The organism is Francisella sp. 19X1-34, from assembly GCF_041102755.1.
Classification (GTDB): Bacteria; Pseudomonadota; Gammaproteobacteria; order Francisellales; family Francisellaceae; genus Francisella.
The window spans coordinates 26,152-37,076 of record NZ_JBGCTX010000014.1; the positions used below are offsets into that span (position 1 = coordinate 26,152).

Consider the following 10,925-nt stretch of genomic DNA (forward strand, 5'->3'; position numbering starts at 1 on the left):
AGGATAGTTTATGTCTAAGTGGCTCTTAGAAAGATTATTAGAAACAAAACCACAACCTGAACCAAGGTTTGCATTTCAAGGAACTGTTAATTGGATTAGAGCATTATCACTAATCATAGAAAAAAGCGATTTGGAAAAAAACAGTTTTTTAAAAGATTTCTACTCTACAATAAAACCAAGAGAAATAATGGATCGAAATAGTGACACATTGACATTTGAAGCTTTACTAATGGCTTTTCATAACCTATCCTCACTAAATAAAATGAAAAGCTCACAAGATAGCTCTTATGATTTATGTAGGTCTGCCATAGTTTCTTGGTATTATTGTACTTACTTTTCTGCCTCAGCAATGATTGCTGCCACATCTGGAGCATCACCTGATAATCATACTAAGACTGCTACGGTCTGGCAAGATAATATAATTAGAAAAAAACTCATCCCATACCCCTTTGATTTAAGCATATCAGACTTGAGTAAAAGCAGTATCGTAGAGGCTATAAAAACATTTGTAAAAGATCAAGAATATAATTTATCTGACACATATGCTGTTAATTTAAATGAAGCACATGGAGTCATTGTTTCATACTTAAAAGGTACGGCTAATTACTTAAAAGATAAAACTGAAGATAATATAAAGCAAGATAAAAATTTTAAGAAACTAGGTGTAAGTGATTTTAGAACAAAAAAAACAAGAGAGTTTAGAGATAGTAGACTCGAAAAAAAACATGTTAACTTTCTTAACCAAGCCTTTAGATTTAGAGGTAAAGCTAATTATAGGGATTCATTATTTTTATCTTATGGAGATGATAACACTACAAAGCTAATAACATTTATAGAAGACCTTTTTACTATATCAAAATCTTTTCTTAAAGTTTCAGCTTACTACTCTTCAAGAAAAGTTGAAAAAGGATCATGGAAGTTATTTATAGATGACTTAGAAGAAAATTCAAAGCTATCAGCCAGTATAGATATTTTTAAATTTTAGTAATCAAAATAACAAAATAAAAGAGGCGAGACAATGAAAACACTAGAACAAGGACAATTAGCTCCAAACTTTAAACTAGAAAACCAAAATAATGAAGAAGTATCATTAAGTGATTTTAAAGGTAAAAAGAATGTCTTGATTTACTTCTATCCAAAGGCAATGACTCCAGGTTGTACTATTCAATCTATCGGTTTAAGTAGCATTAGTGACAAACTAGCTAAGCTTGATACTGTAGTTCTTGGTATTAGTCCAGATGCACCAAAACGCCTCAAGAAATTTGAAGAAAGAGATAACCTAACAGTACAACTTCTAAGTGATGAAGATCACAAAGTTGCTGAGCAATTTGGTGTTTGGGGCGAGAAGAAGTTTATGGGCAAAGTATATGATGGTATTCATAGAATTAGCTTCTTTATCGACAAAGATGGCAAAATCAATCATGTCTTTAATAAGTTTAAAACGAAAGATCACCATGAGATTGTCTTAGAATATATTGAGAATTATAAGAACCCATAATTAAGAGATGTCATTCCTGCGAAGGCAGGAATCTCTTGAATAGTTTATAGATTCCCACCTACGTGGGAATGACGGAGTGGGTTTAAAATCAATAAAACAAGTTCAGGATGACTTGTTTATTTAAAGCTATTTCTAATTCCCCTTTGGTACGAAGGGGTGGCAGTCGCAGACTGACGGGGGAGTTTTAAAAACAAAAACAGTATTTAACTTTAAGTAGTTAAGAGATCCCCGCGTCAAGCACGAGGATGACAGAAATATAGAGTACTGTCACTACAGCAGATTTAAAAATATAGTTGATGATAGAAAAATCATCACAAGAGGAAAAAATGCAACAAGTTATAACAAAAATTCTCGTCAATGGTATAGTTCAAGGGGTTGGATTCCGACCTTTTATCTATTGCCTTGCCAAAGATATGAATTTGTGTGGCTCAGTGCAAAATACTCCTAATGGTGTTGAAATCATTCTACAATGTGATGGATCTATCGCAGATAGCTTTATAGCCAATATGCAGGCAAAATTGCCTCCTCTAGCTAGTATAGAAACTATCCAAAAGACAATTTACCAAACTGAAACTAAATTTACAGATTTTAAAATTCTAGAAACTCTACAAGGCAGCTCTGCTACCAAAATTCCAGCCGATACAGCTATTTGTAACTTGTGCTTAGATGATGTTTTTAACCCACAAAGTCGCTACTATCTATACCCATATACTAGCTGTACTCATTGTGGCCCGCGCTTTAGCACGATACAAAGTCTACCTTATGATAGAGATAAAACTACTTATAAAGATTTTCCATTATGTAATGATTGTCTAGCTAGTTATACTAATCCATTAGATAGACATTATCATGCTCAAACCGTTGCATGCTCTAAATGTGGTCCTAAATTATCACACTCTTTTGCAGAGATATCTCAAGCTATCAAAGCTGGTAAAATTATCGCAATTAAAAGTCAAAATGGCTTTAAACTAGTTGTAGATGCTAGAAATACTCAAGCAGTCGCAGAGCTACGCAGAAGAAAGCATCGCCCAAATAAACCATTTGCGCTAATGGCTCTAAATACTCAAAGTATACAAGAGCATTTTGCAGAAGTTACTACACAGCAAGATGAGTTATTAAACTCTACTGTTAGGCCAATAGTTTTACTTCAAAAGAACTCTACTAATAATCTTAGTAAAGCCATTGCACCTAATATAAATCAGCTCGGTTTTATGCTCCCATCAACTGGAACTGATTATATCCTTTTTTATCATCTGCTAAACCAACCTATTGGCTCTAGCTGGCTTAATGAGGCTTATGATTTAGCTTTGATAGTTACAAGTGCAAATATATCTGGTGAAAGCATTATCGCAGATAATAATGAAGCTTACGAAAAACTAAAAGATATCGCTGATTTAATAGTTACAGATAGTCGTGATATTGCGATAAAAAGTGATGATAGTGTCTTTCATACTGTTATAGGTAAAAATCTACCAATTAGAAGATCTCGAGGCCTTATACCACAATCAATACAACTAGCTGAGAGCTTACCAAACATACTAGCTACAGGAGCACTTTTAAAGAATACTTTTTGCTTTATCAAAGATAATCAAGCTTTTGTATCGCAACATATTGGTGATATGGATAGCCAAGCTAATATAGAGTTTTTTGAGCAATCTTTAGAGCATTTCCAAAATATGTTTGGACTTAAGTTTGATGGTATTGCTTGTGATTTACATCCTGATATTTATACTACGCATTTTGCCCAAAAATTTAATCTACCAATTTATCAGATTCAGCATCATCAAGCCCACCTAGCAGCTGTAATTGCTGAGCATGATTTACAAGGTCAAGCTATAGGCTTAGTAGCAGATGGTTTTGGTTTAGGTGAAGATGGTTTAGCTCGAGGTGGTGAACTTTATCATTGTGATATAGATAACTTAGAGTTTAACCGAATTGGTGAACTAGATCCTATTGACTATATTGGTGGTGACAAAGTTGCTAAAGAGCCTTGGCGTATGGCTTTGGCAGTATGTCATAAATACAATCTTGAAATACCAAATCATCTCAAAGAATTTTCACAGGCTGCTGATCTTATTAAACTTTTGCAAAATAGCTCATTAGCCAAAGGCAAAACTACAAGTATGGGCAGACTATTTGATGCTGTCTCTAGTCTACTTAACATTTGCCATATAAATAGCTATGAAGCCCAAGGTGCAATGGGGTTAGAGTCATTAACTAACCAAATAATCGTTGAAGAAGGTCTATTTGAAATATCCGACGAGAATAGGTTAGTTTTAGAAAAACTATTCAAAAAAATTATTAAAGCTAATAATAAATATATAGCTAGTAATCTATGGCACGGTACTCTAGCTTATGCTTTAGTTAAATGGGTTAATAAATCAGCTCAAGAGAAGAATATAAAAACAATAATACTAAGTGGTGGATGTTTTCAAAATAAGCTACTGCTTACTGAGGTTTATAGTCAACTTAAAAAGTTAGATTTTAATGTTTACATCTCAGAAAAAGTACCACTAAATGACGGTGGTATAAGTCTTGGACAAGCTTGGCTTGGTGCCAAAAAATTTAAAAAAGGTGAAGTAAAATGTGTTTAGCAATACCTGCAGAAATTGTAGAAATAAAACCAGAAAATCAAGCAGTCGTAAATGTTGGTGGAGTCAAAAAAGAAGTCTCTTTAGCACTACTTGCTGAAAGTGTCGAGGTTGGTGATTTTGTAATAATCCATGTTGGCTTTGCATTAAGTAAGTTAGACAAAGAAATGGCCCAGCAGACTCTCAAAGATTTTGAAGAAATGTTACAATATATGTAAGAGGTAGAGTTATGGATTATATACAAGAATTTAGGGCTCCGAAAGTTGCAAAATCTCTTTTACAACAAATCGCTAAAGAAGTTTACCCTAATAGACAATACAATTTGATGGAGTTCTGTGGTGGGCATACACATGCTTTACACCGTTATGGGATTCCTAGTCTATTACCTACAAATGTCAAAATGATACATGGCCCAGGTTGTCCAGTTTGTGTACTCCCTATCAAGAGAGTTGATCAGGCAATATTTTTAGCATCACAAAATGATGTAATATTTTGTAGTTATGCAGATATGCTTCGCGTCCCAGGATCTCATCAAGATAGCCTAATCAAAGCTAAGGCGCGTGGTGCTGATGTGCGTATGATCTACTCAGTAGAAGATGCTCTAAAATTAGCTGAAGAAAACCCTAATAAAAAAGTTATATTCTTTGCTATTGGTTTTGAGACAACCACTCCTCCAACTGCGGTAGCTATACAGCTTGCAATAGCTAAAAAGTTAGATAATTTTTTAATCTTTTGTAACCATGTACTTACACCTATAGCTATGCAAGCTATCTTATCTGAAGATGTTAAGATAGATGGCTTTTTAGGACCATCTCATGTCAGTGTGATTATTGGTAGTAATGCTTATGATAAAGTAACTAAGGAATACCAAAAGCCAATGGTTGTCGCAGGTTTTGAACCTTTAGATGTACTACAATCTATACTTATGCTTATCAAGATGATAAATGCTGGTAAAACTGGTGTAGAGAACCAGTATACAAGAGCTGTAATACCAAACGGCAACCAACTTGCTCAAAATTTAATATCTCAATACCTAACAATTAGAGATACTTTTGAATGGCGTGGACTTGGATATATTCCCAATAGTGCTTTAGAAATAAAAGATGAATACTCAAAACTTGATGCTGAAAAACACTATCAAATACCCAAGATACAAGGGCTAGAACATAAGCAATGTGCTTGTCCTGATATTCTAAGAGGTCTTAAAGAGCCAAAGGATTGTAAGTTATTTGGTGTGGTTTGTACTCCAGAGCAACCTATGGGAGCTTGTATGGTTTCATCTGAAGGTGCTTGTGCGGCACATTATCAATACGGAGACTAAAATGGCGGTGAAATTAAATATTAAAAATAGTGTAGTTGATCTAGCTATGGGAGCTGGTGGTAAAACTATGCATCATTTGATAGAGCAGATCATAAAGAAAAGCTTTGATAGTCAGTATTTAGCTCAAGCAGAAGATCAAGCTGTACTACCACAAATAAATGGTAAGATTGCGATGACTACAGATAGTTATGTTATTACGCCATATTTTTTTAGTGGTGGAAATATTGGTAGTCTTGCAATTCATGGCACAGTCAATGATCTAGTAGTCGGAGGAGCTAAACCACTCTATATCTCTGTAGGACTTATATTAGAAGAAGGACTACCTCTTAAAGATCTAAAAATAATCTTAAATTCTATGGCAAAGGCTGCTAAAAAAGCTAATGTTCAAATCGTAACAGGAGATACTAAGGTTGTTGAGAAAGGTAAAGGTGATGGTATCTTTATCAATACAACGGGAGTGGGTGTAATTCGTGATAATTTTGTCACTAGAGATACTCTTGAAGATAGTGATGAGATTATCATAAATGGTTCTCTAGGTGATCATGGTGTCGCTGTTATGTCACAACGAGCTGGACTAGATTTTCAATGCCAAATAGTAAGTGATGCAACATCTCTAGATGATCTAGTTGAATCAATTTATAACAATAATTGTAAAGTAAAAGCTATGCGTGATCCTACTCGTGGAGGAGTCGGTGCAACACTTAATGAATGGGCTAACCAACACAGTGTAGCTATTGAAATAGATGAAGCAAAACTTCCTATATCTATTGAAGTTCAATCAGCTTGTGAGCTACTTGGTTTAGACCCTTTGTATATAGCCAATGAAGGCAAAGTTCTAATTGCTTGTAAGCCTAGTCAGACTCAAAAGGTTTTAGACTGCTTAAGGGATCATCCGCTAGGAGAAAACGCCCAAGTGATAGCAACCGTAAGAAAAAGTGAACAGCCACATGTATTTATGAAAACCACATTTGGTGGTAAAAGACGCGTGGACTGGTTAAGTGGTGAGCAATTACCAAGAATATGTTAAGGAGAATGGTATGAGTCAGTTTTATTTTTTAAAACATGATGATCTAGATAGGATGATTTCTTACTTCTCAGGGCAAGGCTATGAAGTGATGGCGCCAGCAGTTAGAGATAAATCTATTGTTTATGACAATATAAATAATGCAAGTGAGCTTCCATGGGGCTATGTAGATATACAAGAGCCTGCAAAATATGAAGTCATCAAAACAGACGCAAAAAAAGCTTTTGGTTGGAGTGTACCTGTTCAATCTGTTAAGCCGATGCTTTTTGAAGAGAAAGAAACACTCTGGAAAGTTTCACGTGATGAGAATGGTAAGCTAACATTTAATCAAAGCTTAAATAATAAAAAGTATGCTGTACTAGGTGTCAGACCTTGCGATCTAAGAGCTATTGAAATTCAAGATAGAGTATTTGTTGAAAATGCTTATCAAGATGTACGCTATAAAGCTAGAAGAGAAGCTATGTTTATCGTAGCTGCTAATTGTACTACAGCACATAGCAACTGTTTTTGTATTGCACTAGGTGATAAGCCTGAGGCTGATAAAGGTTTTGATTTAGCTATGACAGAGATTGAGAACGGTTTTGTTATCGAGACAGGCAGTGATAAGGGTCGACAAACAATATTAGCTCTACAATTAGAGCCTGCAACAGGTGCTCAAACATACCAAGCTGAGCAAAAAGTAAAAGCCGTATATGGTATGCAAGAGAAAACTCTACCACCAATAGCTCAAGTAGAAAAAGCTCTAACTAGCTCATATGATCATCCACAATGGGATGATGTAGCAGAGAGATGTCTATCTTGTGGTAGCTGTACGCAATCATGCCCGACATGCTTCTGTCATACAGAAAAAGAGCAGCCTAGCTTAGATGGTAAAGAAAGCGAGCATACGCGTGAATGGGACTCATGCTTTGGATTAGATCATAGCTATACTCATGGTGAACTATACCGCGAAGAGCCAAAACACAGATATCGCCAATGGCTAACTCACAAGTTTGGTACTTGGAGAGAGCAGTTTAAGACTAAAGGCTGTGTTGGATGTGGTCGTTGTATCACATGGTGCCCTGTAAAAATTGATGTTACAGAAGAAATTAACGCTATTTGTGAGGAGAAATAATCATGATTTACCCACAAGATGCTTATTTACCTCATGAAGCAGAGATAATTGAGTTTATCCAAGATGCTGATGATATTTTTACCCTACGCCTACGCTTCGTAGATGAAGAGTTACGTAAAAACTATAAGTTCCATCCTGGTCAGTTTAATATGCTGTATCTGTATGGTGTTGGTGAGGTAGCTATATCTATTGTCAATGATAGAAACTTTGCTGATGATATCTTTGAGCATACTATCCAAGTAGTTGGACGTATAACTAAGGGTATGAATAAACTAAAAACTGGTGAGACTATCGGTGTCAGAGGTCCTTTTGGTAGCTCCTGGCCTGTAGATCAGGCTCAAGGTAAAGATGTTGTAATCATGACTGGTGGTCTTGGTAATGCTCCTTTAGTTGCAGCAACAGAAGAGATCTTAAAAGATAGAAATGCTTATGGCAAAGTCTATGTCGTGCAAGGTATTCGTGATACTTCTGGACTTATCTACCAAGATAAATATACAAGCTGGAATAACCAACCTAATACTCAAGTACTTCTAGCGGCAACAGCTGGCGAACCTCATGGCCCATGGAAGTGGTATGATGGTTTTGTAACTGCAGCGATTCCAGATTTGGACATTGATTATGCAAATACTTATGTAATGAGTGTTGGTCCTGAAATCATGATGAAAAATGTTGCTAAAGAATTTGCTAAAGCTGGTGTACCAGAAGAGCAAATATTTGTCAGTCTAGAACGTAGCATGAAATGTGCTATCGGACATTGTGGACATTGTCAGATGGGCAAAGAATTTATCTGCAAAGATGGTGCCATATATGCTTACCCAGCTGTTAAGAAACTACTAGAAATAAAAGGAGTATAATTATGTCAGCTCAAGATAAATTAAAAAATTTAGCTCCTCGTCCTAAAATAGCCGTGCATAAATTTAGCTCATGTGATGGTTGCCAGCTAGCTCTAATAAATGATGCTGTCTCACTACTTACACTTGCTGAGATGGTTGATATCGTCCACTTTGCCGAAGCTGGACCTTTAGATGAGTTTGCCGAAGTAGATATCGCTTTTATCGAAGGAAGTGTAAACACTCATCATGATATTCCTCGCTTAGAGAAAATTAGAGAAAAAGCAAAATATGTGGTTGCTATTGGTGCTTGTGCCATAGCTGGTGGTATCCAAGCTCTAAGAAACTTTACCAATGATGCTGAGCTTTTAGAATGGCAAAAAGCTGTATATCCTCAAGAGACTCAAGTAATTATTGATGGAGACTTATCAACTGCCAAAGCTATTAAAGAATATGTAAATGTTGATTTTGAGATTTCTGGTTGCCCAATAACTACTGAGCAAATAATTAAGGCTATTCGTCAACTACTCTTTGGGGTGGAACCTGAGAAAGTTGTTGATCCTGTTTGTACTAGTTGTAAGCATGCAGGTGTCACTTGTGTAATGGTCGCTAAAGGTGAACCATGCTTAGGCCCTGTAATCGCAGATGGTTGTGGTGCAATATGTCCAAAGCTTGGACGTGGTTGCTATGGTTGCTTTGGTGCATCAAAATATGCCAACTTAGGAGCTATGACGCATAAGCTAAAAGAGTTAGGCTTATCAGATAAACAAATTCATGATAAGTATAGATTTATCAGTAGCCAAGATGATGTATTTAAAAAGGCTGGAGTATAGTTATGAGTAGAGAAACAGTTATAGAAGTACCTATCTTAGCACGTGTTGAGGGCGAAGGTGCTTTAGATCTAAGAATTAAAGATGGCAAAATAGAAAAATGTGATCTAAGAATCTATGAACCTCCACGTTACTTTGAAAAGTTCCTTGAAGGTAGAGAACCAAACGCTATTATCGATGCTGTAGCGCGTATTTGTGGTATTTGCCCTCTTGCATATCAAGCAGGCTTCTCAAGAGCTTATGAAACTGCATTTGGTATTACTAGAACTCAGTGGATAGATGATATGCGGCTATTAATGTTCTTAGGAGAATGGATCGAGTCACACTATTTACATGTACATTTATTAGCTGCACCTGATTTCTTAGGTTATAGATCAGCTATCGAGATGGCAAAGGACTATCCTAAAGAAGTTGTTCGCGGTGTTAAGCTACAACATCTAGGTAATGATATTCTTAAACTACTAGGTGGTAGATCTGTTCATCCAAATGGTATGAAAGTTGGTGGGTTCTACAAAGCTCCTTTAGTAAAAGAAGTTCATGCACTAATCCCTAAGCTAAAAGATGCTCTAAATGAGGCTAAAGACGTTATACAGTGGGTATCGACACTATCATTCCCAGATACAACTATTCCTTTTAAGATGGTAAGTTTATCTCATCCTACAGAGTATTCTGTATTTGGTGATGATGTTATCACTAGTGATGGTGAAAAATTCCATATCAGCGAGTATGATGATCATTTTAGAGAGTTTCATGCTGTACAATCTACAGCTTTACACTCTACAACTCATGATGGTCAGCCTATACTTTTAGGCCCTCTTTCTAGGATCAACCTAAACTTTGACAAACTTCCTAAACATATTCAACAGATGGCTCATGATACTGGTGTTAAATGGCCAAGTAGAAATATGTTCCACTCAGTAGTTGCTAGAGCTATAGAGGGATATTGGGCTATTGAAAGAGCATTGCAAGTTTGTGAGAACTACTCATATTCAGATACTCCATGTGTTGACTATAATGTCAAAGCTGCTGATGCTTGGGGTGCTGTAGAGGCTCCTCGTGGTATCCAAATCGACCATATCAAAGTTAATGATCAAGGTTTAGCTGAGAAAATCAGAATCTCAGCTCCTACATCACAAAACTTGCCTTGTATAGAAGCTGACTTACGTATGGCTTTAGAAAACTTTGGCTTAGATAAGTCTGAAGATGATATTAGACTACATGCTGAGATGGTTATTCGCAACTATGACCCCTGTATCTCGTGTTCTGCACATTTCTTAACTTTAAATATTGATAGAAGCTAATCCTAAAATACTCCTAACCTCTAGGATGATTTTTTACTTCAAGCTTCAATTAGTATGACTCAAAAAATGATAATAATTCTGCATTAACCTCTTGGGGTTGCTCTAAGCTACTAATATGCCCAGCGTTTTTGATACAGATAAACTTAGCATTTGGCATTAATTCTGCCATTTTCTCACCTTCTACTGGAGGGCGATAAACATCATCTTCTCCTGTTATAATTAGTGTTTTTATATTGATTTGACTTAGCTTATCTAACTTATCAGGACGCCCAAATATTATTTTTCCAAGCTTAACAATAGAGTCAATGTCGTAACTTAAAGGAGATTTTAACCTATTACTAACCTCAGTTCGATAATTACTTCATGTCTAAATATTTATAATTATTGATTTTAATTGGAGAAATAATAAACTGAGC

11 protein-coding genes are annotated in these 10,925 nt (G+C 35.8%); 10 read left to right on the plus strand and 1 reads right to left on the minus strand.

From position 1 onward, the window contains the following. Positions 1–10 precede the first annotated feature (10 nt). The 10 genes from AB8E56_RS03580 (at position 11) to AB8E56_RS03625 (ending at position 10,509) form a co-directional block, all read left to right on the plus strand. Entirely contained in the window at positions 11–985 is a 975-nt protein-coding gene (locus AB8E56_RS03580; RefSeq protein WP_329478046.1) for a hypothetical protein, read from the plus strand. A 33-nt stretch (positions 986–1,018) separates the two neighbouring features. Next, on the plus strand, positions 1,019–1,498 hold the full coding sequence (bcp, locus tag AB8E56_RS03585) for a thioredoxin-dependent thiol peroxidase (RefSeq protein WP_329478048.1): 480 nt from the start codon (positions 1,019–1,021) through the stop codon (positions 1,496–1,498). Positions 1,499–1,794: 296 nt separating this feature from the next. Continuing rightward, entirely contained in the window at positions 1,795–4,092 is a 2,298-nt protein-coding gene (gene hypF, locus AB8E56_RS03590) for a carbamoyltransferase HypF (protein ID WP_329478050.1), read from the plus strand. Beyond that, positions 4,083–4,307 (plus strand): HypC/HybG/HupF family hydrogenase formation chaperone, encoded by a 225-nt coding sequence (locus AB8E56_RS03595; protein WP_329478052.1) that lies wholly within the window; start codon positions 4,083–4,085, stop codon positions 4,305–4,307. The genes hypF and AB8E56_RS03595 overlap by 10 nt, the downstream gene beginning before the upstream one ends. Before the next feature lie 11 nt (positions 4,308–4,318). Further along, positions 4,319–5,410 (plus strand): hydrogenase formation protein HypD, encoded by a 1,092-nt coding sequence (hypD, locus tag AB8E56_RS03600; protein ID WP_329478054.1) that lies wholly within the window; start codon positions 4,319–4,321, stop codon positions 5,408–5,410. 1 nt (position 5,411) lies between these two features. Next, on the plus strand, positions 5,412–6,437 hold the full coding sequence (gene hypE, locus AB8E56_RS03605; protein WP_329478056.1) for a hydrogenase expression/formation protein HypE: 1,026 nt from the start codon (positions 5,412–5,414) through the stop codon (positions 6,435–6,437). A 10-nt stretch (positions 6,438–6,447) separates the two neighbouring features. Continuing rightward, positions 6,448–7,548, plus strand: coding sequence for a 4Fe-4S dicluster domain-containing protein (locus tag AB8E56_RS03610; protein WP_329478058.1), 1,101 nt, complete (start codon positions 6,448–6,450; stop codon positions 7,546–7,548). A gap of 2 nt (positions 7,549–7,550) precedes the next feature. Beyond that, a complete protein-coding gene (locus AB8E56_RS03615) occupies positions 7,551–8,402 on the plus strand; it encodes an FAD/NAD(P)-binding protein (protein WP_329478059.1) in 852 nt (283 codons plus the stop codon). A gap of 2 nt (positions 8,403–8,404) precedes the next feature. Further along, entirely contained in the window at positions 8,405–9,211 is an 807-nt protein-coding gene (locus AB8E56_RS03620; protein ID WP_329478061.1) for a sulfhydrogenase subunit delta, read from the plus strand. Between the two features lie 2 nt (positions 9,212–9,213). Continuing rightward, positions 9,214–10,509, plus strand: a complete 1,296-nt coding sequence (locus tag AB8E56_RS03625) for a nickel-dependent hydrogenase large subunit (protein ID WP_329478063.1) — start codon at positions 9,214–9,216, stop codon at positions 10,507–10,509. Between the two features lie 49 nt (positions 10,510–10,558). Here the strand turns inward: AB8E56_RS03625 and AB8E56_RS03630 are convergent, their stop codons facing one another. Beyond that, positions 10,559–10,816 (minus strand): alpha/beta hydrolase, encoded by a 258-nt coding sequence (locus tag AB8E56_RS03630; protein WP_329478065.1) that lies wholly within the window; start codon positions 10,814–10,816, stop codon positions 10,559–10,561. Between the last annotated feature and the right edge of the window lie 109 nt (positions 10,817–10,925).

What these genes read in the sequence shown, in the direction of transcription:
- AB8E56_RS03580 (WP_329478046.1), top strand. Translation starts at nt 11, where the DNA reads ATGTCTAAGTGGCTCTTAGAAAGATTATTAGAAACAAAACCACAACCT.
- bcp (WP_329478048.1), top strand. Translation starts at nt 1,019, where the DNA reads ATGAAAACACTAGAACAAGGACAATTAGCTCCAAACTTTAAACTAGAA.
- hypF (WP_329478050.1), top strand. Translation starts at nt 1,795, where the DNA reads ATGATAGAAAAATCATCACAAGAGGAAAAAATGCAACAAGTTATAACA.
- AB8E56_RS03595 (WP_329478052.1), top strand. Translation starts at nt 4,083, where the DNA reads ATGTGTTTAGCAATACCTGCAGAAATTGTAGAAATAAAACCAGAAAAT.
- hypD (WP_329478054.1), top strand. Translation starts at nt 4,319, where the DNA reads ATGGATTATATACAAGAATTTAGGGCTCCGAAAGTTGCAAAATCTCTT.
- hypE (WP_329478056.1), top strand. Translation starts at nt 5,412, where the DNA reads ATGGCGGTGAAATTAAATATTAAAAATAGTGTAGTTGATCTAGCTATG.
- AB8E56_RS03610 (WP_329478058.1), top strand. Translation starts at nt 6,448, where the DNA reads ATGAGTCAGTTTTATTTTTTAAAACATGATGATCTAGATAGGATGATT.
- AB8E56_RS03615 (WP_329478059.1), top strand. Translation starts at nt 7,551, where the DNA reads ATGATTTACCCACAAGATGCTTATTTACCTCATGAAGCAGAGATAATT.
- AB8E56_RS03620 (WP_329478061.1), top strand. Translation starts at nt 8,405, where the DNA reads ATGTCAGCTCAAGATAAATTAAAAAATTTAGCTCCTCGTCCTAAAATA.
- AB8E56_RS03625 (WP_329478063.1), top strand. Translation starts at nt 9,214, where the DNA reads ATGAGTAGAGAAACAGTTATAGAAGTACCTATCTTAGCACGTGTTGAG.